Origin of the sequence: Caldalkalibacillus thermarum (genome assembly GCF_014644735.1) — a bacterium.
In the GTDB taxonomy this organism is placed as follows: Bacteria; Bacillota; Bacilli; order Caldalkalibacillales; family Caldalkalibacillaceae; genus Caldalkalibacillus; species Caldalkalibacillus thermarum.
Window position 1 is genome coordinate 1 of the sequence record NZ_BMKZ01000014.1, and the last position, 20,921, is coordinate 20,921.

The window sequence follows — 20,921 nt, forward strand, 5'->3', positions numbered from 1 at the left end:
GATTTAAAAAAAGTATGTCGAGATTTTTTAGATTCCGCCTCACAATGGAAATCCTTACCTTCAGCTAACGGTAGGCGCTCGCCAACCCCCGTTCGGGACTTTTACCCTATAGTAACGCACCCATGCCAGACGTACGAAAAAAAGGATGATCCATGTCAGATCATCCTTTCCTCCATTATTCCGGTTTGACCAAGATTTTCACCTGATCCTTTTCTTTCATCAGTGTCTCAAATCCCTCGGTGACGATCTCATCCAGCTTAATTCGCTTAGTGACGAGTTTTTCCGCCTGGAAATAGCCTTGTCTCATCAATTCCATTACGGCAGGGAAAATATCCCGGTACGCAATGATTCCTTTTACGTTTCGTTCTTTCATCACAATGTTATTCGGTTGAATGCCTGCTTCATGTTCCCAAATACTTACAATAACCGTTTCCCCTTCAAATGCAGTGCTATCAATCGCTTGTTGCAGTACTGCCGGAATTCCTGTTACTTCAAACGCAACATCAACGCCACCTGTCAGATCAAGAAGCTTGTTGACAGGATCCTCCTCTTTTGGATTGATCACATAGGTGGCCCCAAGTTCTTTAGCTTTTTGCAAACGTTCTTTGGAAATCTCCACTGCATAAATTTCCGAGGCACCTGCTGCTTTCAATGCTTCAATCACAAGCAGGCCTATCGGCCCCGTACCAAAGACAGCAGCTGTATCCCCCGGTTTGATTTTACTCATTCTAACCGCATGCAACGCTACGGCTGCAGGTTCTACTAAGGCTCCCTGTTCGAAAGATAGGCCTTCCGGCATTCTGTGAACCATGTATTCATCAACCACGGTATATTCGGAGAATCCTCCACCTCCGCCGGATAAACCATGAAAGCCTAATTGCTCGCAAAGGTTATATTTTCCTTTTTTGCAAGCTGGGCATTTTCCACAGCGAAGAACAGGTTCAATCGCGACCGGATCCCCGACCTTAACTTTAGTGACTCCCTCGCCAACTTCGACAACTCGTCCACAAAATTCATGCCCCATAATAATCGGAGCCACATCTCTGCTGAGCGGATGGGGTGTTTTGACAGGTACAAAAATTGGCCCTGCAGCATACTCATGTAAATCGCTTCCGCAGATTCCAGCCCATTCAACTTTAATTTTTACTTTTCCTGCTTCTACTTTAGGTTCTTCGACTTCTTCCACGCGAATGTCTCGAGCATTGTACCATCGTGCGGCTTTCATGATGAGTCTCTTCCTCCCAAAGGTTTAATTTAATTTTAATTATATTACCTCAAAAATATTGGTACCGTCAAGAATTTTGTGTAATGTAAATGGGGTAGGGTTTCTCTGAAATGGATTTGAATTGATAGGGGACTGATTTTCTCCACACAGGAGACTGAATATTCAGTCTCCTGTGTGGAAAGGGAAAATCCCCTTATTTTGTTTATTTACAATATTTGGTTAACAATAACGTTCTTTGAACATTCGTTGAAGGGCTTCTTGCGCTTCGGCAAATCCTCGCAACTTTCGCCCTGCCCATTTCTCGTTAAAGTCCTGTATCGTCAAATATACGACTTTTTCAGCGGCTTCTAAACTGCTCAAACTGTTCATCGGTTTTAGGCGTTTCCGAATCACCTTGATCATTCGTTCGATGGCATTGGTCGTATAAATCACACTTCGAATACTGCTTGGATAATCCATAAATGTAAGGAGGACATCCAACTCATTGGCCCAAGATTGGACTTCCCTTGGGTATTTGTGAGACCATTTGGATTGAAACTGTTGAAACATCTCCAATGCGATTTCTTTATTCGGAGAACGATAAATGAGTTTCAGGTCCTCCGCCATTTCGAATTGATCTTTATTCCGAACACGGCTGAGGGTGTTGCGGACTTTGTGCACGACACAGCGCTGCACATCGGCTTTCGGATACACCGCCTTAAAGGCTTCCTCCAACCCCGGAAGGCCATCGAAGACGCCAAGAAGCACTTCCTTGACGCCTCTTTTGTAGAGCTGTTGGAGAATCTCCTGCCATACATAGGCGCTTTCTTGTCCTCCTACGAAGAAATCAAGAATTTCACGATACCCTTCTTCGTTCACCCCCAATACCACATAAATAACTTCTTTCTCTACCGTATCCCGGCGAAGTTTCACGTACAAGCCGTCCAAATATAAGACCGAATAACGCTGGTGTAGTGGACGAGCGTGCCATTTCTCGATGTCTTCCTTCACGACATCGGTAATCCGGCTGATCGTCGCAGGAGAATAGGTGCTTCCTAGAATTCGTTCGATAAACTTGCCATTTTCACGCGTGCTCATGCCACTTTGGTACATCCTAATGATTGCTTCCTCCAGCCAGCCCGTGTGCCGTTGGTAAGAGGCAAACAACTGTGTTTGAAATTCCCCGTTTCGGTCTCTTGGAACCAAAAGACTCTCAATCCGGCCATATTGTGTCTCTAGATTTCGCTGATAGTAGCCGTTTCTCATATTCGGCGTTCCAGCCTGTTCGATTTCGAGGAAATTTTTGATTTCTTCCCGCATAATCAGTTCTAATTTTTCTTTTACAAACTGACGAATGGCATTTTCCAGTTGATTTGCCCAGTCGACATTCGGTATACTTTTAGACATAGGTAGGGTTCTCCTTTCTCTGGAATATTTGGGTTCAATCAGAGAATACCCTACTTTTTTCTTTTGATCTAGTAAAATGCTTTACACAAAATTTTATACATCATCATTTGAAATGTTACATATAAAACACGACAAAACAGCGAGAACTGTTAGAAACATTGAGCTAATCAAGTTTTTTAAAAGGCTAATCATGTATCAATTCTATCATTATGTTACATAACATATCATTATGTTACATAACAAATGTAAAAATACCCATTTTTATAGTACAATTAAATGAAGTATAATAATGGGGGGAACAAATAAATGACTTTAACAATCGAGCAAGAAATTCGAGAACTGGCAGACAGATATGCAACTCAATTAGAATTAAAAGTAAAAGAACGTGTAGAAGATATGAACCAAGATGATAAATCGCATTATTTGATTTATCGAGTGTTAAAAGTAACCCTTGAAGAAGGGGAAATGATTGACGTTTACCAAAATAAAGGACGTTTCCTTTATAAATATGCTGGTTCATTCCTCGAAGAAGCGGCTACATTGTGTTTTGTTCATAAATTTGGAGAAAAAGCACAAAAGGTAAGAATACCTAATACTCGTGGACAAAGACCAAAAACTTTTGAAATTGATTGTTTAGTAGATAACAATGCTCATGAAATCAAATGGAGAGATGCAACAACTGATGGAGACCATATAACTAAAGAACATACCAGAATTAAAGTTATTAAAGATGCTGGTTATGTTCCTATTCGTGTTATGTTTTATTATCCAAATAGAGCACAAGCTATTAAAATCCAACAAGCATTGGAAACATTATATGAGGGAGTAGACGGACATTATTTCTATGGAGATTCCGCATGGGAATATGTTAAAAATACTACTGGGGTGGATTTAAAGGCTATCCTTACAAAGATAGCTGATGAAAACACGAAGTAAGGAGGAATAAATTATAAATGACAGTATTATTAGGCGACTGTTTAGAACAACTTAAGAATATACCAAAAGAAAGTGTTGACCTAATTTATTTAGACCCACCATTTTTTACACAAAAAAAGCAAACATTGAAGACACGAGATAATTCCAAAGAATATTCATTTGATGATAGTTGGGACTCAATTTCGGATTATATTCAGTTTATGAAGGATAGGCTACAAGAATGCCATAGAGTTTTGAAAAAAACTGGTTCTATCTTTTTACATTGTGATAAATCTGCTTCCCATTATTTAAGAGTTGCTTTGGATGAAGTTTTCGGAATGGATAATTTCCAAAGTGAAATCATATGGGTATATAAACGGTGGTCTAATTCTAAAAAAGGCCTATTGAATAACCATCAAAATATATATTTTTATAGTAAAACCAAATCATTCAAATTTAACACGATATATACGGATTATTCACCCACAACTAACTTAGACCAAATATTGCAAGAACGTGTTAGAGATGAAAATGCAAAGTCCAAATATAAAGTGGATGAAAATGGACAAGTTGTTCTGGGTAAAGAGAAAAAAGGAGTTCCTTTATCAGATGTTTGGCATATACCATTTTTAAACCCAAAAGCGAAAGAAAGAACTGGATATCCAACTCAAAAACCAATTTTATTATTGGAACAAATAATCAAAATTGTAACTGATGAAGGAGATACCGTTTTAGATCCTTTTTGCGGTAGCGGAACAACTTTAGTAGCCGCTGATTTATTGAATAGGAATTATATTGGTATTGATATTTCAAAAGATGCAATCGAGCTTACAAATGAACGATTAAACAATCCAATTAAAACCAAATCATTTTTACTGGAAAAAGGTGAAAAAGAATATATAACAAAAGATAAAACAGAAATGGCAATACTCAATAGTTTAAATGCTCTTCCAGTACAAAGAAATAAAGGTATTGATGGATTTTTACGAGAATATTATAAAGAAAAACCCGTTCCAGTAAAAATTCAAAAACCAGAAGAAACATTTGAGGAAGCATTGGAAAAATTAATTCATGCAAGTAAAAAGCGTGGTTGCATATTAAAAGTGTTAATAAAAACAAAGCATGAAGATAATCTAATGGACTTCATTACCCAAGAACAACCAGATGAAAATCTGATAGTGATTGATAGTTACGATTTAGTTATAAGAAATTGGATAAAATTTCATGGTAATGTAAAAGATTTTGTTACCCAATAAAAAAGACGCCATGTTTAAGTTGGCGTCTTTTTCTGGTAATTATTTTCGTCTACGTTTGCCCGAGTTCGACAGTTTGAGGGTCATTTTAGGCAAATGAAAATGACCGAAATGCTGTTATATCAAGGATTTCACCACGCCTCTCCTAATTAGACGAATCAGACGATTTTTTAAACCTACTTGCACAAAAAAACCGGGAGACTTGCTCCCGGTCATCTAAATCTCGAACGCTGTGTCACTGGCATCCAAAAACGACTCAGCAGTGACAATTTCGTCCGAAAACAACTTCACTGTATACATGTCTCTGTGTCCCAACAAAACGCTCAACACGTTAAACTGTCTTTCATTTTTGAGCTCGTTGAACGTCTCGACAAATGCATGGGGCAGGGATGCCTGACCATCGGTCACGAAGATCAAGTCGGCCTTTTTAAACTGGCTTTCCTCAATAACATCCAACGCTTGCTTTAAGGGGGCATAAAAATTGGTGCCTCCATTCAGAAATGTTGTGGCCAGTTCCACCATGTCATTGGGAGCGATTTTGCCCTTTGCAAATTTGATAGTTATTGCACTTGTGCTGAACAGTATCAGGGCAAAATCCCTCCTTTGCTTGCGGGCAATGGACATCAATGCCAAAGCAAATCCTTTGGCTTGAGTATCAAGATGTTCCATACTGCCCGACTGGTCAAGGCAAAGGACAATGGGGCCTTTCCCCAAAGTCTCCTTCCCGTTGGGATCATACAACATGGTCTGGCCTTCCGCAAATCGGCGAAGAAAATCCAGTCGAGTGGCTGGATGGGAATACATGGCCAACTCAGACGGCAAAAGCCGCTCCACCATACTTCCCATCCCCACGCCCGAACGCTCAATGCTTTGATTGTGCTTCGTTTTTTGTTTTTTCCTTGCGATGCCTTTCATGCGTCCGGTCCAATGGGATATTTCTCGTATTTTTTGATTCCCGGAAAGTTTTTCAGCCAAGGTCAGTTTGTCCCTTAAAGGGATCTTTTTTAACTCGGCCTTGCCGCTTCCGGGAGACAACCCGGAAACCATATCTTTCAAGGCCTGTTTGGTTTCTTTGGCTGCTTCAATAGCTGAAGTAATGTGGCTGTTGAAGCTATCTATCTCCTGCTGGATGACACGCTTCATGTTTTTTTCAAAGTCTTTTTTTGCTTCGTCCGCTTTTTGTCTGTTTTCTTGGGTAGATTGACGTCCCCCCATTTCTCCGATCATTTTTTGGTATGATTGCTGTAATTCATGGTTTGTGTTGATCATTGAGTTGATCCACTTGAGCGTTTTGTCCGCCATGGTCATGCAGGCAATGGCGGACATCAGGTCATCCAGCTTGGTTGAATCCCGGTGTTTCTGGTACGTTTCGTTGCTCATGATTTTCTCCATCAACATCTTGTTTGTTATCAGGTCTTCTGCTAAGTCATTTCGTATTTCGGGATTCATCTTGAAGAAACTAGCCCAGATGTCCCCTTGCAGGTGGGGGAAAGAGGGGAGAAGCTCCTTCCCCTTTTTCTCCAACTCTTTGAGCTTCTGAGACATCTGGTATAACTCCTTGTACTGGCGGCGGTCAAAGGAATCTGTGTTCAAAACGGATTTTGTTTTCCTCATGATGACCGCCTCCTATATATCCAGAATGTTTTCTGCTAGGTCACGGCGAGTATCATTTACTACTTCTGCTAGTTCCATAATTGTTTCTCTTTGTTCTGGATTTTCTTTCCACAACTTCTCCAGTTCTTTATCTAGTTGCTTGAGTTTCTTGTTTGCTTCCAGAACCATTTCTGTCGTCTTTTCTTCGTATACCTGCTTCATAATTTCATTGAATTCCTTTCTGATTCGTTTAAGCATAGTCGTGACTTTGTCCTGTGCGTGTTCTTTTACAATGTCCGTTACCACATCTCTCTGCTCCGGGGTTTCCCAGAGCGTGTTCTGGAGAATGAGCAGATCCTGAAGTTGTGCCGTGTTCCGCTGATCCAAGATCGCTTTGGCTTGGATCAGCGAAAGTGATTGTTTAAACCGCCGATCCGAGGGATGAATTCCCTCGTCACGGAGTTTTCGCCGAATTTCGGCAAGGGTCTGGAATATTTCGTCCGGCACGGTCACCAAACTGGTTTGAAACTGCAAGTCATGTAGTTCATCCAGTGTGATGGACGGTGCTTCCGTTAAACTGCTTGACCCTTTTAACATGCTGATGAAATTCTGATCATCAGCAATGTAATCTACCTCAAACCGAAGCAGAAAGCGGTCAAACAACGCTTCAAGCCCTTCCCCTTCCTCCGGGTATTCGTTCGAGGCTCCCACAATGGTCATGAGAGGCGTTTTGACCGGATGACCATTGTTGTAAAACAGTCGCTCGTTGATGAGCGTCAACAAACTGTTCAGTATGGCCGAATTGGCCTTGAATATTTCATCAACGAACGCCAGATGAGCCTCCGGCAGTTTTCCGGCGGTATTCCGTTTGTAAACGCCCTGTTCTAACTCTTTCAGAGAGACAGGACCAAACAGTTCCTCCGGTGTTGAAAACCGGGTCAGAAGCCATTGAAAATAATTGGCTCCTTCGATAATTTTGGCCAACTCCACCGACAAAAGTGATTTTGCCGTCCCTGCCGGCCCGATTAACAGCATATGTTGACGGGCCAAAAGCGCAACCAGCAAACCTTCAATCTCTTTTTCACGCTCATAAAACTTTCCTTCTAAATAGCTTTTTATTTTAATGAGTTTCTCCATGTTAACCCCTCCTGAATTTTTTTGAAAAATAAAAATGGCGCATCCCTATCGTCCCTATAAGGAACACGCCATTTTCAAGATAAACTTTCTTTCTTTTTTAATCAAACAACGCTTCGACCTCTTTCCCTTTCAGTGTCATCCCCTCTTCAACTTCTTTCAAGGCTGATTTCAGCCGTCTTTCTTCTTCGGGAGTCAACACTTCTTCAGGGAAAGATGGTGTTTTCTGATCCATGAGATTCACCTCCTCATGGATCATTTTAAAACGATTCCACCATGAGAGCCACATTCTTTCTGATCGTGTCAATGTAGTTCTCCAACCGGTCAATGTCGTCCGTGACGATTTCCCGGTATTGGTGGAAGTCGGAGATCACCCGTTTGGCTTCCTCGATGATCTCCTTCACCTGTGATTTTTTCAGATCACCTTTGAGGGCAACATGGCATCTCGCCATGATTTCTTCAAGGTGATCCTGTAACTTCCGGTTCACCATTTGCCGGTTGTCCATGGTGTCTATGAGGGGAATTTTGAAAGCTTCCCCTTTGTCCAGCGAATTGACAAAAGCACACAGCTTCGCCAATTCGTTTTGATGTGACTGCGGGACGAAATAGACGCCCCCTGTTGGCCTAACCGGTGTTGGTGACATGGACTTTAAAATGTCTGCCACCATCACCCGCACCGCTTGGGCCGGGTAATGGCTTTTGTATATGTCGTAGAGGCGACTGGCCTCCTGTGCCAGTTCCTCTACTTCTGGCAAAACAACGCCGACCTTGAGTTGATCGGCTTCTTTATCTAAGACCAGAAGAGCGGCCTGTCCTTCGTAGTCAAGCCGTTTGCCCTTCTGATCTACTGTCTCAACCACGATGTTCCGCTGAACCATTTTCTTGTCCGAGTAGACTTCCCGGATAAGGTAATTCTTGTAAACACCGGGTTGAGACGTTTCTTTCTTCCGACATTCCACTTCTTTGGTGGCCCGCCGGAAAGCGTCTGCGGGACGGATTTCATTGGGAAGCCATCCCTCATCCAGCCCCGCTTCATTCAATTTTTGACTGAGAACATCCCGTGTGACGTGATGTTCTCGGATCGACCACCAAGTGAGGTGGCCGATGATCCCTTCACCTTCTTTGTGAACCGCCGCTAAGCGTTCGATTTGAACGCTCATTTTTATCCCTCCTTACAAAATTTTTTATAATAAAAAAAGCGACCCGGAAAAATCCAGATCGCTTTTTTATCCAAACCATTAAAGGTCAAGCACACCGCAAAATGGGCACACTTGACCTGTTTTTTATGAAAACACATTTTTTTTGCGGAGACGGCTCCATCTCCCTCACACGCCCTTTTTTTAGAGACGGTGGCGTGGAGACGGTTTTGTCACCCATGTCATGTGGCCAAACATGACACCCGTCATTCGGTGACAAAACTTTTATCCGCTCCTGCCTGCTCGTATTCGTTGAATACGGGGCTGGAGGGTAAACTCATGCACAACCGTTTCCAGTTGTGCTGTCCGTCTCCCATCAGGGAGGACGGTGAGAAAAGCTATATGTATATTTTATCAAAATTATTGAACAAAAAAAAGCCCGTGGATATGAACACCCACGGGTTTATCATCAATTTCCGAGAAGACCCCCACTTCTAAACGAAGTGTAAGTGGGGGATGAATCGGGTACAAACATATATTCCCTCTATGAACTGGAAGTGATAAGATTAAGGTTAGGAGGGAAAATCTATGCAGAAAGCGTATCGTTTTCGCCTGTATCCCAATCAAAAACAACAAACTCTGGTCCATAAAACATTTGGGTGTTGTCGCTATGTGTTCAATCACTTCTTGGCCAAACGAAAGGAAGTGTATGAAGCTGAAAGGAAAACGTTAGGGTACAACGCTTGTTCATCCATGCTCACACAACTCAAAAAGGAGCTTGAATGGCTGAAGGAACCGGATGCCACGGCATTGCAAACAGAGTTGCGGCATCTAGATGATGCTTTCAAAAAATTTTTCCTTAAAAAGCATGGATTTCCACGCTTCAAAAGCCGGAAGAACCCGGTGCAATCCTATACCTCCAAGAACAACAATGGCTCCATTACCATCCAAGGCAACCGTATCCGTCTGCCTAAATTGGGCTGGGTGAAATTCGCCAAGTCCCGTGAAGTGGAAGGGCGTATCCTTTCCGCCACCATTCGGAAAAATCCATCGGGCAAATACTTTGTGTCGGTGCTGGTGGAAACAGAGATTCAACCGCTGCCTGCCTGTGACAGCAAGGTAGGCCTTGATCTCGGTGTCAAAGATTTTGCAACCCTTTCCACAGGGGAAATCATTCCCAATCCCAAGTATTTGAAAAAGTATGAAGCTAAACTCATTCGCTGGCAACGGAAACTCTCCCGCCGGAAGAAGGGCGGTTCCAACTGGCACAAGGCCCGTCTTAAGGTGGCCCGTCTGCATGAAAAGGTGGTCAATTGTCGCAAGGATTTTCTGCACAAACTGTCCACAAGGCTGATTCGCGAAAACCAAGTGATCTGCCTTGAGGACTTATCTGTGCAGAACATGCAGAAAAATCATCGTTTAGCCAAAAGCATCGCTGATGTGTCATGGTCAACGTTTCGCTCCATGCTGGAATACAAGGCAAAGTGGTATGGGCGGTCGATTGTGCTGGTGGACAAGACCTTCCCTTCCAGCCAGTTGTGTTCCTCTTGCGGATACCGCAACAGGGATGTGAAGAATCTTGGTTTGAGGGAATGGACCTGTCCAACATGTGGCACACACCATGACCGGGATCTCAATGCCGCAAAAAATATATTGAAAGAAGGTTTGCGTCTGTTGGTCTCCTAGCCAACTTAACCGTGGGACACACGGGGATAGCTTGGTCAATAAACAGCCAGTAGGCTGTTGTTCCCAAGAATCCCCCACCTCTAAGCGAAGCGTAGGTGGTGGGAGTGTTCAACATAATTATGGCACAAAAAAAAACCCGCAGGCAGAATCCCACGGGCAAGCTTATCTGAGTTTCCAGACTCCCCGCTCCAGACGAACAAAATCATCATAAAGCTGGAGAGTCTGGCGTACTTTTTCTTTCCAGTGTCTGTTCTGGCGTGCCTTTCTACTTCCTTCTATGATCTTGTAAATCTGGGACAAGCAAGCCTTTCCTCCCAGCCACTCCAAAGCACCTTGTACCAAGTCTCGCCAAGTGATGTTTTTGAAATGGCGGAGGTCGAATTTTTTCGACAACACCATTTTCACCCGAACTGCCCATACTTGGTTTTTTCTGAAAATCAATAGATGCTCATGAACAATCGGTATGAAATTGGTGTTGCTGTACTTTACCCGGTCAGAGGCGCAATTGTGTTGCACCTTAATGACATGGCTTTCCAATTCTCCAAACCATGTCATATCTTTTATTATAGAATAATATTTTCCCTGTTTTCTGATGTCGCCAATCAGTATGGCATGGCGGCCACCGTTAAACAGGGAAGCATAAATTTTGGCGTTCACCTGATCCAGTTTTGCTATGAATTCTTCGTAACTCATAGCATTTGACAAATCATCTGGATCAAACGAACCTCTGACCTCTTCGTAACGTATAATATCCCAATACGGAGGATGACTGAAAACAAAATCGCTTCCGTATGGGATCTCGTCCTTTAAGGCGTTCCAACCGGTGTTCAGATCCAAATGAATACTATTGGCAATGCCCAATTCTTTTGCCACTTCTTTTCCTGTTCCGCCACCGGAAAAGACTTCGACAAATCTTTTTGGTTTGGAATTGGGAAAGAAGTGTAAAATTAATTCCTTGATAAGATGTCCGGAGCAATTCCCCCGGTAGGAGGAATTGCCCCAAGGGCCACGGTTCGGAAAACTGACTACCGATTTCATTTGTTTACCACCCATTGCTTGTATGCATTTTCAATGCTCCAGCAATGGTAAACTTGCACCCTTCTTGTCCCCATATTCTTCCGGGTTATATACTGCCCTTCTTCGGGCAGATAATCTAAAATGATATTCTCTCTTCGCCCCGGATCGTAAACCTTGAGTGATTTAGGTGGATTTTTCCTGAATTCTTCAAAACTTATTTTTGGCATTTTTAACCCTCCTTCAAATTAAAAAGCACATTCGCCCATAGTTCAGGCAAATGTGCTTTTGTTTTTATTGGGTTGGAACCAGATCCGCTTTCCCCATGCCGATCAGATCAAGAAAATCAATCTGCTTGGGGAAAGCTTTTTTGTTTCGGAGACAATCCCGGATAATCCGGTCAACTTCTTCTTCAATGGCCACCATAAGCTTCAAATTTTCTACCATCCGTTCGCACGGATGGCAAACATGCTTCGGGATGTTGGTGACCAAGATTTCCACCCGCTGATCGCCCACATCGGCATACATGACTTCCTCAAAAAAGTCAATTTTCATTTTCCTTCCACAATGTGGGCAATCCATCTCTTTTATCCTGTCCTTATACGCCTGCACGGCCTGTCTGATCAGTTCAGCCGTGCTTCCGCCAAAGAACAGGTTGGCTTTCAGTTCAAACATGAGCTTTTCCTCCTTTGTTACCCGCACTTCGGGAATGGTGAAAGACCGAGGATTCGGTGATTTGGGACGAGCCACAAGATCAACCCCTTTTATCGTTCTTATCACCATCATACCCCAAAGTGCTTGTTTTTGTCGTGCAAAAACTTTTCATTTGCAGAAACAAATCCTCCTATCGAAGGACTTGTTCCACTTCCATGGCTTTGACCGGGGATTGTATGCCGTAATTACAACCGGAACATCCCCAAAAAAAATGATGACGTGTATTGGGCGATATTCAGCTGTATAGCCCAAAACACATGCCTTTTTGTCACGGGTGTCGTATTCGATGACCCAACCGTGTTTGATCGTTTGCAGAATTTCCGAACGTGAAAACGCTCTTTCAAAACTGCGTTCTCTTGTAAAATGCTTTGAGAACGCAATTTTGATGCAGTCGATTTGAGCCTGCAAGCCTTCCAAAAGGACTTCGCCTTTTGGGATCGTTTTTGTCATGAATGCTTGATGCCGGGCGGCTCTTTCCCGACATTTTTCCGGGTTACGGCAACCCATACTTTCACCTCCACACAAAAGGGAACCCCACAGATGGAGTTCCCCTGCTTTTACGCCCATACCGCAATCGGAGGGGATCACCCCCTCCAAATATTGCGGAGAGGGTTTTCCCTCCTTTGTGCTTTTTTATTATTAGATTTAGATGAGGGGGATAACTCCCCTATCCGCTAAACTTATATAATCTGGATCACCTATAATAAGGTGATCCAGCAATCTTATTTGTAGCTTTTCTCCGACTTCCCAGAGCCGGAGGGTAATTTCTATATCCTCCCGGCTTGGGGTCGGGTCTCCACTCGGATGATTGTGCGCCATGATAATAGAATCGGCGCTGTTTTTGATCGCCACCCCGAATATTTCTCTGGGGTGGACGATTGATGTATTCAAACTGCCCACGAACACCGTCCGTTCGTGGACAATTTGTTTTTTAGTGTCTAAACACAGGAGATAAATATGCTCCTGTGTTTTATTCTTAAGTTTGCCCGAAATATGCATGTAAGCATCTTCCGGGCTTCTTATGGCGGTTTTTTTGCCGCCATTTTCTGCCCATCTGCTGGCGAAAATAAACGCCGCTTGCAGACGGGTAATTTGTGTCGGTTTCAGCCCCAGTTCCCGCAGTTCTGAAACAGACATTTTTTCTATTTCCCTCAGCCCCATGGCGGCCAATCGACCGCAAAGTTCGGGGGAAATGTTTCCGCCGAACAACACACACAGAACATGTTGTAAATCAACATGTTCCGGCTGATATTTCTCAACAGCTTCTCTTGCCATTGAGATGTATTTTTTCGTCATATTTGCGCCCAAACCGCAATTGGAGGGGAAAACCCCCTCCGTAGTGTTGCGGAGAGGGCTTTCCCTCCTTTCCTTTTTTTCCAGCAAGCTGGTTAGTATACTCTTACTCTTATTGGCAGGATCAGATGGATATGTTCCTTCTGATCCACCGGTTTTATGACAAATGGTGAAACTTCCCCACTTAGAGAAATTTCGACCATACTTGAATCTATCGCACGGAGAGCGTCCATCACGAATTTGGCGTTAAAACGAATCGTGATTTCTTCGCCCTCCATTTTTATTACTTTTACTTTTTCACCCGCTTGCCCGACATCAAATTTTGGTGTTAGCAACTCAACTTCCTCTGTGGTTATCTTCATGATAACCACATTATTTTCGTGTGTTGTTGCCAACACGCTCATTCTATCCAGAGCAGACCGCAGAACATTGCTGTCTGTCTGGATTTTAGTCTTAAACTTTGTCGGAATAACACGGTCCGTATTTGGATACGTACCGTCTAACAAGCGAGTGAAAAATGTTTTGTTCCCGGTTTCCCAAACCATATGACTACCAGCCATATAGAGGGAAACCGATTCGTCATCACATAGCATTTGCCTGATTTCCACTAGAGCCTTACCCGGTACAACGGCCTGAAATTCAGTGCCGTCTTCCGTCTCAACCTCAACCGAGCATTGGGCTAACCGATAAGAGTCCGTGGCAATTATTTTTAGCTCCCCTTCACCCATCTTGATCAAACAACCAGTTAAGATGGGGCGGGATTCTGAACGTGATGCGGCAAATGCCGTATGACGGATCAACTTTTTGATTTTTTTCGCCGGGATGGTCCAACCCCCACTTTTTTTAGTGGGCAGACGGGGATATTCCTCCGCATCCATCCCGTTTAGGCTGATTTCCGCCGAGCCGGATCTTAGTTTGACACTTTGTCCTTGTGTAGTTACTTTTACCGGCTCAGGCGGCAGTTTTTTTAAGATCCCGGCGAAATGTTTCGCCGGGACGATTATCCTTCCTGTTTCTTTAATATTAATCTCACCGTTCAGGGCAGATACCTGAACGGTGAGATTTTCGTCCCCTCCGGTGACAGTCAGCCCGTCTGTTCCCGCTTCCAGTTTTATTCCTGTAAAAACGGGAATGGTGGAATGGGAACTGGTGTTTTTGGCAACAAGGCTGACTGTCTCCGAAAAAAATTTCGGATCAGCTTCAAATCGCATTTTATTCTTGCTGATTCGGAGAAAAACCTCCGAACCAGCACTGTTCCCTCCTTTCTTTTAATCTTCATCCGGCAACATGATGGTGATAACCGGTTCCATCATGTCACCGGGATGGCAAATTGCTTTTAATTGAACCATTTTTTCTTCTCCCTCATCATTAACGATGAAGGAGAAGAAAATTTCACTCCCCCCACCGTTCCCCCGTTTGATCGCCAAAAACAACATCCAGAGGCAATCCCATAACCTGCCGGATGTGCTTTGAACCGAATCAAAGGGGCTGGGGGTGAGGATGGCGTCCCAGACGGTGCGGGTAACGGCAACAGGAAAGCGGAATCCCATTTCCCTTGCCGTTTCCGTGACATCTACGAGGACACCGTCCTCAATGGCTTCTTTGCGGGAGTAGGAGAAAATCAAATCCATTCTGTCTCCCTCCTTTCTCCCGCAATCTCTTCAATCACTTCCACTCCAATACCCGGTGTGTTCGCCAGATTCAGGAGTTCTTCCTCGGTCAATAAGCGAATTTCTTCATCATACCGACCAAAGAAGCAGGAAGTGACCAACACTTTGTACGCCGTCTCACCACTACGCAGGATTTCCTCCTGCCGGATGTGGTTCATTACGGCTTTCTTTATCTCAGCGGCAAATTTTTTGGAACCTTTGCCGCTAAGCTTGAATACGGGCTGTTTGGAGCCTGAGAGAAGCCACTCCCCGAAAACGAGGAATTTTTCCTCTACTTCCACTTCAGCCCGTACACCTCCCCCGGTAACGAGGAAGGTAGTGGGAGTGAGCTTTTGTACCTGCATCACAACTCACTCCCATAGCCGCCGTATAGCTCAAAAGCCATACGGTCAGCAAACTTCAGGGCCTCGTTCCTGCTAGGTGTTTCCAACAGGACTTCAGCCCCTTCTAAATCAAGTAGCCTTTTGCCCTGTTCCACTTCTTCACGAAGTGAAACGAGGCGTACTTTTGACACGGAAAACACGATCTCGTCTCCCGTGTCTTTGAAAACAGTTTTCATAACATAAAACATTTTTTCAGGCGTTGCAGGAAGCCCCATGCCTTCACTTCGTGAAGACAACCCACCATAGGTGGGACGCTTCGCTACAACACCCTTGCACCTCCCTTTTTATTTTTTTAGTAGTCTTTCTTCTGGAAGAAAGACTACATCATCTAAACCAATATCAACTGCAAATTTTTCCGCCGGGGGGCGGAATTCGTTGATATTGACGATTCTTCCTTCTGTTATGATCTTGTCCTCATGCAGAACGAGGACAAGATCTCCTACTTTTAATTTTTCTTCCATTTTTAGGGCGTTGCGGGAAACCCTGCAACGCCCTTGCACCCCCTTTTTTATTTTTTCCGGGATACAAACCGCTTCGTCTCCCGTTTCTTTCCATACCGGGACAGAACACTTTCGTCCCACCCCAGTTTTTTAATTGCCGTGGCAGAAAGAGAAAGATACTGCCACGGGTTTTCTCCTTCCACTGCCAATTCCTGAGCCAACTCTTTCAAAGATTCTGGCTCAAATACCCATGACACGGATACGGTATAGCCCCACACCGCATCATGGGTTTCGACCGGACCGTTCTCGTCCACAAATGCTTTCAATTGGGCTTTCATGGACTTCAGAACAGCCTCAAGCCGTTCTATCTCGTTGGCCAGTTGGACGGCCTCTTCGACCGTCTCAACTGGTTTCGTAGCAGGTGCGCTCATCTGACGACACCTGCCTTTCTTTTTTGACCATATTTCAACCACCGGTAACGACCGGTGGTGATATGGTCAAGAATTTCTTTAGCCCTCTCCACCGACACTTCCTCCACAACGGAGAAAGCACCATTGTGGAAGAAAAGACTCTTTTTTCTTCCGACCTCGTCTACAAATGTGACGAAGCCTTTTTCGCCTTTTTCAAAGTTAGCTCTCATTTTTTGTCCCCGTCTGCGTGGGACGGGGACTTCACCTCCTTTTTTTATGATTAAAAAAACAACCCGGAAAAAACCGGGCCGCTTTTTATTTAACCTCTTCCGGCATCTCTGCCAGAAGGGCTTTCAAATCAGCAAACTTTTCTTCCTCAAGCAACTCTTCGTTACCTGAGGACAATATCTCCTGAAGGGCTTGCTCCGCCGAGATGATCTCGGCGAAATCTCTTTCACCCTGCCAATCCGTCCCATGAATCAGGACGAACCGGCCATCTTTGAGGCGGGTCAACCCTTTGTGACGGCCGACCGATCCGCAGGACCAATTGCGGCCGTCCCAGAAGTCTAAATTATTGTTGTAATTTACTTGGGCGACAACTACGCCGCCCTCATAAACGTTCACCTTTTCTGCCATTTTTACCTCCTTTTCCCCTGCTGTACGCCCTGCTTCATTTTTTATCCGCCGGCAGGTTCGGGGTGGCGGTTTTTTTATAAAATTAAAACCGCCTAGGAAACCCTAGACGGTTTTGTTTAGCCCCCGGCAACCAATAACGTTGCCGGAGTCATCCCTCACCAAGTCCCCCGGAACGAAAACATCGTCCCTGTGGGGGACTGCCTGCGCCACAACCGCTGACACCACGTAAATGGTGTCGGGTTGAGGGGCAGGCAACTCTTCCATATCCCCGTAAGTGACGTGGTTTACGGGGATGTTTATTCCGTTACCGGCTGGAATTTCTTCAGCCGGTGTTTTTACCATCGCCACCCGGGCTACCTGCCCGGATGGCGGAATGGTGATGATCTCCTGCCCGTCATTCCCCACTACACGGATGGCGTGGGGAGTTAAATTAACGATTTTCTTCATTTTTCGCCCCCGCCTATGAAAAGGCGGGAGCTTCACCTCCTTTTTGTTTTTTTATTTTTTCCCAAGCCTTCCGATGAGCTTGGGAAGAAGGAAACCGAAACCCTTCTGGCTCGAAGGGTTCGATTTCCTCGATTTCAAAATCATCTTCAAGCCCATCCCAGAAAACCTCTGGGTGGCTCTCCATAATTTCAAGAACATCAGGCAAAAACGCCTGAAGTCCTTCATTCAACTTGCCGTACATGGAAACATGTACGACAAGTTTTTCTTTTCGTACATAGAATGGGTCGACACGCTCAGCCCATTCTATGTAAGCATCATAACAACCGGACATCCCTTTCCAGACATGAGTCCGAAAAGGGTTTTTTCTGTCGAACCCATCAACGATGGACTCGACAACCTCAGCGAAAAATTCGCTGAGTATTCTGGGGACGAACCCCGCATAGGGGGCCATCCCTTTCAACTGAACAATCTTAATCTGCCCTGAAACAGGGCAGATTGAAACCCCAAAAACCCCCCATTCTTTGGGGTGGTTGATTGATTTAAACCTAAATACTTTCTCCATTTTTAGCTCCCTCCTTTTCGCAGGCGGGAGCTTCACCTCCTTTTAATTTTTTTTTAAAAAATAAAAAGGCCAAGCACACCCTTTTTTGGGCACACTTGACCTATTTTTACACATTTATTCGTCCCCATTGGGACAGGCCACTCATAAAGAGTCGCCCTTTTGCGGGAACGGCCCATTCCCCTCACGCACTGTTTTTTTAAAGACGGAGTGCGGAGACCGAATACCAACCCACGTCACACGGCCAACTGTGACGCCCGTCATATGGCTGGCATCCCTTTTTTCCACTCCTGCCTGCTCGTATTCGGTGAATACGGGACTGGAGGGTAAACTCCTACCTCTCAAATGGTATGCGTATACCATCTGAGAAGCGTATCCGGCGTTTAATAGTTAAACACCGGTAAAAAAACAAAAATCTATTATCATGGTATATCATGTAATTAGTGTTGTCAAGAAAAAATAGCTTTTTTGATCACCATTATGGAACATATGTTCGTTTTGGTGGCCAAAAAAAACCGGGGACTATTCCCCGGTAGATGATTTTAGCGTTTTTTGGATACTATTAATTTTCATGTCGTGTTTTCCTGTTTTCTCGCTTAGAAAATCAATGCTGTATTCGATGTTCCTTACTTTGTCCGCCACCACACCAAACACTTTTTGGTGCTGATCCAGCTTGGTTTCTAAATGCCTAAAGTCAACCACCCACCACTTAACCCAATATACTTAAATACTTAACCAGACTTTCTTTCGCTTCTTCCAACACCAGTTTAACAAACGGTTCCAAGTCGCCGTGTACACTGGCCGTCTCCAAAGCTTCATAGTACGCCAATCTTTTTTCAGAATCAGATTTTAGGATCGCTGGGGGATAACCATTTCGCATCAGAACAAAATTCATTAACAATCGGGCCGTCCGTCCGTTCCCATCCACAAACGGGTGAATGTACACAAACTTGAAATGCAACTTGGCCGCCAATTCCACCGGATGAAGTTTGTCCTGAACATCTTTGTACCAATCCAACATCTCCCCAATCTGTTCAGGGACTTTCAGATGATGTACCGGCTCATGCTGACTTCCAGATATACGAACATTGATTGTTCGGTATCTCCCGGCGTTCCTGTCATCAATATTCTTTAGAATCAGGCTGTGAATGTCCTTAATCACCTTTTCGGACAAAGGGATGTTTTGTGAAATGATTTCCTCTACATATTCTATCGCCTCAACGTGATTGATTGCTTCAAAATGTTCCCTCAAAGTTTTTCCGCCGATGGTCAGACCCTCTTCAACCACCATTTTGGTTTCGTGCAAAGACAAGGTGTTTCCTTCAATGGCATTGGAGTGGTACGTCCATTCCACTCGATACACGTCCCGCAAATTTTTGACCGCTTCAGGTGGCAGGGGTCTGTATGTATCCAACTTTTGCTTGAGGCGATCAACTTCTTTCAGCAAAGATTCCATGGCCATCCCTCTTTTTTATTGATATTTTGATTATACATTTGAAGCACGGCCGGCCTCAAGCCAACCGTGCAAATCTTGAATAACACTTCATAACAAACGGGCAATGTTGGCAAGCCGATGACGGCTTGGCGGGAAATATCCGATCAACTTTTTCCGACTCGAGTTCGAGCAGGAAAAGATGATCTTCTATCTCCCTTGCCCGCTCCAAAGCCCACTGCCGGGCATTTTCCATTTCTTTGGCCGTGAAGGTATGCCCGTACTTCAGTCCAAACCGCAGAAAGTACAGGTTTCCTTCCACCTCTTCCAGCCCCCTCATTTCCGATATTGCCCACGCATATAAGGGCATCTGCATGGTGGCAAAAACGTCATACGGCTTCCAGTTTGTTTTCCAGTCGACAAAAGCCGTTCCGTTTTCGCCCTCTATAATCAGATCAATGTACCCCTGTATGCGAGGGGCTGAAGGAAAAGGAGCCAGTGGTAATTCAAAGTGAACTTCGGTCTGACCCATCCCCGGTTGAACGGGTGCTTTCTGAACCAGCTTCTCAATTTCCTCCCGCTCCACCTCCGGGTGGAAGTCCACTTCAACTATCCCGGCGGTGACAGCTTCTTCAAAACTGTCACCTTCTTCAATAATTCTTTCGATCGCCTTATGAACAGCTTTCCCAAGCGCAAGAGGCTTGGTTACTGGTTCTTCCCGTTCTTCAATATATTTTAGGTAAAACCGGAACGGGCACTGTTCATAAAGCGATAATCTTGAAAACGAAAATATCAGGATCAACACCTCCCGATAATTTTTTTAGGGGTACGCACAAAAAGCGTACCCCAAACCATCAGAACGGCAGATCGTCTTCGGAAACATCAACCGGTTCAGCTTCCCCGGTAAACGGGTCTTCCAAATCCGGTTTTGTTTCCGACTTTTTGCCGCCATCGAGGAAGCGGACATTGTCCGCCACCACTTCAGTGACATACACACGGCGGCCTTCGTTATTCTCATAATTGCGGGTCTGCAAACGGCCTTCTACCGCAGTGAGGCTCCCTTTTTTTAGGTACTTGGCACAATTTTCGGCGAGATTGCGCCAAGTGACAATATTGATGAAGTCTGCCTCCCGTTCCCCCTGCTGGTTGGTAAACGGCCGGTCCACAGCCAGCGTGAAGGTGGCTACCGCAACTCCGTTTGGGGTGTAGCGCAGATCGGGGTCACGGGTCAGGCGACCAATCAAGACTACTCGGTTTAACATTTTAACTCCTTTCTATTCCCCGGCTATTTGTATTCGCCGCCGAGGTGGCGATAGTTTTTATGTCAAACCGGGAAAACTCCCGGCTTGTCACACATCATAATAGCCGTTGATTTTGACGAAAAATCTGCCATCGCAGATTTTTCGTATTTCGGCCGGATCACAAAAGAACCGGCCTGTGCAATCATAAGCGGAAGGTGTGATTTTGACGCCGTCCAGCGGATATCTTTTTAACACCTTCCGCAATTCCTTTTCATCATTTGCGGCGACAAGGAAATATGCTGTCACCGCATCAATTCCGTCTCTTTCAAAACGTTCAATTAGAATCATTTTTTC

Annotated in this window: 28 protein-coding genes; 3 read left to right on the forward strand and 25 right to left on the reverse strand. The window is 44.5% G+C overall.

Features of this window, described 5'->3' with window-relative positions:
* Nucleotides 1-175: 175 nt before the first annotated feature.
* The gene (locus tag IEW48_RS07175; protein ID WP_188623194.1) at nucleotides 176-1,225 is read right to left on the reverse strand and encodes a 2,3-butanediol dehydrogenase; all 1,050 of its coding nucleotides are present in this window, start codon (nucleotides 1,223-1,225) and stop codon (nucleotides 176-178) included.
* Nucleotides 1,226-1,444: 219 nt separating this feature from the next.
* Entirely contained in the window at nucleotides 1,445-2,611 is a 1,167-nt protein-coding gene (locus IEW48_RS07180) for an IS256 family transposase (RefSeq protein WP_188623195.1), read from the reverse strand.
* A gap of 306 nt (nucleotides 2,612-2,917) precedes the next feature.
* Here IEW48_RS07180 and IEW48_RS07185 point away from each other — a divergent pair, with 306 nt between their 5' ends.
* Complete coding sequence (locus IEW48_RS07185; protein ID WP_188623196.1) at nucleotides 2,918-3,547, forward strand: ApaLI family restriction endonuclease; 630 nt, start codon at nucleotides 2,918-2,920, stop codon at nucleotides 3,545-3,547.
* 17 nt (nucleotides 3,548-3,564) lie between these two features.
* Nucleotides 3,565-4,782 (forward strand): DNA-methyltransferase, encoded by a 1,218-nt coding sequence (locus IEW48_RS07190; protein ID WP_188623197.1) that lies wholly within the window; start codon nucleotides 3,565-3,567, stop codon nucleotides 4,780-4,782.
* A 213-nt stretch (nucleotides 4,783-4,995) separates the two neighbouring features.
* On the opposite strand, the gene IEW48_RS07195 is transcribed toward IEW48_RS07190, so the two are convergent.
* The 4 genes from IEW48_RS07195 to IEW48_RS07205 form a co-directional block, all read right to left on the reverse strand.
* A complete protein-coding gene (locus tag IEW48_RS07195; protein ID WP_188623198.1) occupies nucleotides 4,996-6,393 on the reverse strand; it encodes a vWA domain-containing protein in 1,398 nt (465 codons plus the stop codon).
* Between the two features lie 12 nt (nucleotides 6,394-6,405).
* Nucleotides 6,406-7,509 (reverse strand): AAA family ATPase, encoded by a 1,104-nt coding sequence (locus IEW48_RS07200; RefSeq protein ID WP_188623199.1) that lies wholly within the window; start codon nucleotides 7,507-7,509, stop codon nucleotides 6,406-6,408.
* A gap of 97 nt (nucleotides 7,510-7,606) precedes the next feature.
* Complete coding sequence (locus IEW48_RS17410; RefSeq protein ID WP_268236552.1) at nucleotides 7,607-7,741, reverse strand: hypothetical protein; 135 nt, start codon at nucleotides 7,739-7,741, stop codon at nucleotides 7,607-7,609.
* A gap of 25 nt (nucleotides 7,742-7,766) precedes the next feature.
* Complete coding sequence (locus tag IEW48_RS07205; RefSeq protein WP_188623200.1) at nucleotides 7,767-8,666, reverse strand: DUF6744 family protein; 900 nt, start codon at nucleotides 8,664-8,666, stop codon at nucleotides 7,767-7,769.
* A gap of 564 nt (nucleotides 8,667-9,230) precedes the next feature.
* Here IEW48_RS07205 and tnpB point away from each other — a divergent pair.
* The gene (tnpB, locus tag IEW48_RS07210) at nucleotides 9,231-10,328 is read left to right on the forward strand and encodes an IS200/IS605 family element RNA-guided endonuclease TnpB (RefSeq protein ID WP_188623201.1); all 1,098 of its coding nucleotides are present in this window, start codon (nucleotides 9,231-9,233) and stop codon (nucleotides 10,326-10,328) included.
* A gap of 162 nt (nucleotides 10,329-10,490) precedes the next feature.
* Here tnpB and IEW48_RS07215 read toward each other — a convergent pair whose 3' ends face one another.
* The 19 genes from IEW48_RS07215 to IEW48_RS07305 all read right to left on the reverse strand — a co-directional run bounded on the left by IEW48_RS07215 (nucleotide 10,491) and on the right by IEW48_RS07305 (nucleotide 20,915).
* A complete protein-coding gene (locus IEW48_RS07215; protein ID WP_188623202.1) occupies nucleotides 10,491-11,366 on the reverse strand; it encodes a hypothetical protein in 876 nt (291 codons plus the stop codon).
* Entirely contained in the window at nucleotides 11,363-11,572 is a 210-nt protein-coding gene (locus IEW48_RS07220) for a hypothetical protein (protein WP_188623203.1), read from the reverse strand. The genes IEW48_RS07215 and IEW48_RS07220 overlap by 4 nt, the downstream gene beginning before the upstream one ends.
* A gap of 64 nt (nucleotides 11,573-11,636) precedes the next feature.
* Nucleotides 11,637-12,017, reverse strand: a complete 381-nt coding sequence (locus IEW48_RS07225) for a hypothetical protein (RefSeq protein ID WP_188623204.1) — start codon at nucleotides 12,015-12,017, stop codon at nucleotides 11,637-11,639.
* Between the two features lie 147 nt (nucleotides 12,018-12,164).
* Nucleotides 12,165-12,563 (reverse strand): DUF4258 domain-containing protein, encoded by a 399-nt coding sequence (locus IEW48_RS07230; protein ID WP_188623205.1) that lies wholly within the window; start codon nucleotides 12,561-12,563, stop codon nucleotides 12,165-12,167.
* 138 nt (nucleotides 12,564-12,701) lie between these two features.
* Nucleotides 12,702-13,439, reverse strand: coding sequence for a RadC family protein (radC, locus tag IEW48_RS07235; RefSeq protein WP_188623206.1), 738 nt, complete (start codon nucleotides 13,437-13,439; stop codon nucleotides 12,702-12,704).
* Nucleotides 13,440-13,444: 5 nt separating this feature from the next.
* On the reverse strand, nucleotides 13,445-14,560 hold the full coding sequence (gene dnaN / locus IEW48_RS07240; RefSeq protein WP_188623207.1) for a DNA polymerase III subunit beta: 1,116 nt from the start codon (nucleotides 14,558-14,560) through the stop codon (nucleotides 13,445-13,447).
* Nucleotides 14,561-14,617: 57 nt separating this feature from the next.
* On the reverse strand, nucleotides 14,618-14,980 hold the full coding sequence (locus IEW48_RS07245; RefSeq protein WP_188623208.1) for a DUF6573 family protein: 363 nt from the start codon (nucleotides 14,978-14,980) through the stop codon (nucleotides 14,618-14,620).
* On the reverse strand, nucleotides 14,971-15,363 hold the full coding sequence (locus IEW48_RS07250; protein ID WP_188623209.1) for a hypothetical protein: 393 nt from the start codon (nucleotides 15,361-15,363) through the stop codon (nucleotides 14,971-14,973). The genes IEW48_RS07245 and IEW48_RS07250 overlap by 10 nt, the downstream gene beginning before the upstream one ends.
* Nucleotides 15,363-15,542 (reverse strand): hypothetical protein, encoded by a 180-nt coding sequence (locus tag IEW48_RS07255; protein WP_188623210.1) that lies wholly within the window; start codon nucleotides 15,540-15,542, stop codon nucleotides 15,363-15,365. Before IEW48_RS07255 ends, IEW48_RS07250 begins: the two co-directional genes overlap by 1 nt.
* A 144-nt stretch (nucleotides 15,543-15,686) precedes the next feature.
* Entirely contained in the window at nucleotides 15,687-15,902 is a 216-nt protein-coding gene (locus IEW48_RS07260; protein ID WP_188623211.1) for a hypothetical protein, read from the reverse strand.
* An 8-nt stretch (nucleotides 15,903-15,910) separates the two neighbouring features.
* Nucleotides 15,911-16,273, reverse strand: a complete 363-nt coding sequence (locus tag IEW48_RS07265) for a hypothetical protein (protein WP_188623212.1) — start codon at nucleotides 16,271-16,273, stop codon at nucleotides 15,911-15,913.
* Nucleotides 16,270-16,482 carry a hypothetical protein gene (locus IEW48_RS07270; protein WP_188623213.1) on the reverse strand — a complete coding sequence of 71 codons (213 nt, stop codon included), beginning with the start codon at nucleotides 16,480-16,482 and terminating at the stop codon, nucleotides 16,270-16,272. Before IEW48_RS07270 ends, IEW48_RS07265 begins: the two co-directional genes overlap by 4 nt.
* Nucleotides 16,483-16,567: 85 nt before the next feature.
* Nucleotides 16,568-16,888, reverse strand: coding sequence for a hypothetical protein (locus tag IEW48_RS07275; protein WP_188623214.1), 321 nt, complete (start codon nucleotides 16,886-16,888; stop codon nucleotides 16,568-16,570).
* Between the two features lie 102 nt (nucleotides 16,889-16,990).
* Nucleotides 16,991-17,335: a hypothetical protein gene (locus IEW48_RS07280; protein WP_188623215.1), complete on the reverse strand. Its 345-nt coding sequence runs from the start codon at nucleotides 17,333-17,335 to the stop codon at nucleotides 16,991-16,993.
* Nucleotides 17,336-17,348: 13 nt separating this feature from the next.
* Entirely contained in the window at nucleotides 17,349-17,897 is a 549-nt protein-coding gene (locus IEW48_RS07285; RefSeq protein WP_188623216.1) for a hypothetical protein, read from the reverse strand.
* 706 nt (nucleotides 17,898-18,603) lie between these two features.
* Nucleotides 18,604-19,350 (reverse strand): Fic family protein, encoded by a 747-nt coding sequence (locus IEW48_RS07290; protein ID WP_443092712.1) that lies wholly within the window; start codon nucleotides 19,348-19,350, stop codon nucleotides 18,604-18,606.
* 55 nt (nucleotides 19,351-19,405) lie between these two features.
* On the reverse strand, nucleotides 19,406-20,128 hold the full coding sequence (locus tag IEW48_RS07295) for a PD-(D/E)XK nuclease family protein (RefSeq protein ID WP_229703977.1): 723 nt from the start codon (nucleotides 20,126-20,128) through the stop codon (nucleotides 19,406-19,408).
* A 52-nt stretch (nucleotides 20,129-20,180) separates the two neighbouring features.
* Entirely contained in the window at nucleotides 20,181-20,588 is a 408-nt protein-coding gene (gene ssb / locus IEW48_RS07300) for a single-stranded DNA-binding protein (protein ID WP_188623217.1), read from the reverse strand.
* A gap of 87 nt (nucleotides 20,589-20,675) precedes the next feature.
* Nucleotides 20,676-20,915, reverse strand: a complete 240-nt coding sequence (locus IEW48_RS07305; RefSeq protein ID WP_188623218.1) for a hypothetical protein — start codon at nucleotides 20,913-20,915, stop codon at nucleotides 20,676-20,678.
* Between the last annotated feature and the right edge of the window lie 6 nt (nucleotides 20,916-20,921).

What these genes read in the sequence shown, in the direction of transcription:
- IEW48_RS07225 (WP_188623204.1), bottom strand. Translation starts at nt 12,017, where the DNA reads ATGTTTGAACTGAAAGCCAACCTGTTCTTTGGCGGAAGCACGGCTGAA.
- dnaN (WP_188623207.1), bottom strand. Translation starts at nt 14,560, where the DNA reads ATGCGATTTGAAGCTGATCCGAAATTTTTTTCGGAGACAGTCAGCCTT.
- IEW48_RS07220 (WP_188623203.1), bottom strand. Translation starts at nt 11,572, where the DNA reads ATGCCAAAAATAAGTTTTGAAGAATTCAGGAAAAATCCACCTAAATCA.
- IEW48_RS07200 (WP_188623199.1), bottom strand. Translation starts at nt 7,509, where the DNA reads ATGGAGAAACTCATTAAAATAAAAAGCTATTTAGAAGGAAAGTTTTAT.
- tnpB (WP_188623201.1), top strand. Translation starts at nt 9,231, where the DNA reads ATGCAGAAAGCGTATCGTTTTCGCCTGTATCCCAATCAAAAACAACAA.
- IEW48_RS07270 (WP_188623213.1), bottom strand. Translation starts at nt 16,482, where the DNA reads ATGAGAGCTAACTTTGAAAAAGGCGAAAAAGGCTTCGTCACATTTGTA.
- IEW48_RS07285 (WP_188623216.1), bottom strand. Translation starts at nt 17,897, where the DNA reads ATGGAGAAAGTATTTAGGTTTAAATCAATCAACCACCCCAAAGAATGG.
- IEW48_RS07265 (WP_188623212.1), bottom strand. Translation starts at nt 16,273, where the DNA reads ATGAGCGCACCTGCTACGAAACCAGTTGAGACGGTCGAAGAGGCCGTC.
- IEW48_RS07250 (WP_188623209.1), bottom strand. Translation starts at nt 15,363, where the DNA reads ATGCAGGTACAAAAGCTCACTCCCACTACCTTCCTCGTTACCGGGGGA.
- IEW48_RS07280 (WP_188623215.1), bottom strand. Translation starts at nt 17,335, where the DNA reads ATGAAGAAAATCGTTAATTTAACTCCCCACGCCATCCGTGTAGTGGGG.
- IEW48_RS07290 (WP_443092712.1), bottom strand. Translation starts at nt 19,350, where the DNA reads ATGGAATCTTTGCTGAAAGAAGTTGATCGCCTCAAGCAAAAGTTGGAT.
- IEW48_RS07245 (WP_188623208.1), bottom strand. Translation starts at nt 14,980, where the DNA reads ATGGATTTGATTTTCTCCTACTCCCGCAAAGAAGCCATTGAGGACGGT.
- ssb (WP_188623217.1), bottom strand. Translation starts at nt 20,588, where the DNA reads ATGTTAAACCGAGTAGTCTTGATTGGTCGCCTGACCCGTGACCCCGAT.
- IEW48_RS07215 (WP_188623202.1), bottom strand. Translation starts at nt 11,366, where the DNA reads ATGAAATCGGTAGTCAGTTTTCCGAACCGTGGCCCTTGGGGCAATTCC.
- IEW48_RS07190 (WP_188623197.1), top strand. Translation starts at nt 3,565, where the DNA reads ATGACAGTATTATTAGGCGACTGTTTAGAACAACTTAAGAATATACCA.
- IEW48_RS07185 (WP_188623196.1), top strand. Translation starts at nt 2,918, where the DNA reads ATGACTTTAACAATCGAGCAAGAAATTCGAGAACTGGCAGACAGATAT.
- IEW48_RS07230 (WP_188623205.1), bottom strand. Translation starts at nt 12,563, where the DNA reads ATGGGTTGCCGTAACCCGGAAAAATGTCGGGAAAGAGCCGCCCGGCAT.
- IEW48_RS17410 (WP_268236552.1), bottom strand. Translation starts at nt 7,741, where the DNA reads ATGGATCAGAAAACACCATCTTTCCCTGAAGAAGTGTTGACTCCCGAA.
- IEW48_RS07205 (WP_188623200.1), bottom strand. Translation starts at nt 8,666, where the DNA reads ATGAGCGTTCAAATCGAACGCTTAGCGGCGGTTCACAAAGAAGGTGAA.
- IEW48_RS07180 (WP_188623195.1), bottom strand. Translation starts at nt 2,611, where the DNA reads ATGTCTAAAAGTATACCGAATGTCGACTGGGCAAATCAACTGGAAAAT.
- IEW48_RS07175 (WP_188623194.1), bottom strand. Translation starts at nt 1,225, where the DNA reads ATGAAAGCCGCACGATGGTACAATGCTCGAGACATTCGCGTGGAAGAA.
- IEW48_RS07305 (WP_188623218.1), bottom strand. Translation starts at nt 20,915, where the DNA reads ATGATTCTAATTGAACGTTTTGAAAGAGACGGAATTGATGCGGTGACA.
- IEW48_RS07195 (WP_188623198.1), bottom strand. Translation starts at nt 6,393, where the DNA reads ATGAGGAAAACAAAATCCGTTTTGAACACAGATTCCTTTGACCGCCGC.
- IEW48_RS07275 (WP_188623214.1), bottom strand. Translation starts at nt 16,888, where the DNA reads ATGGCAGAAAAGGTGAACGTTTATGAGGGCGGCGTAGTTGTCGCCCAA.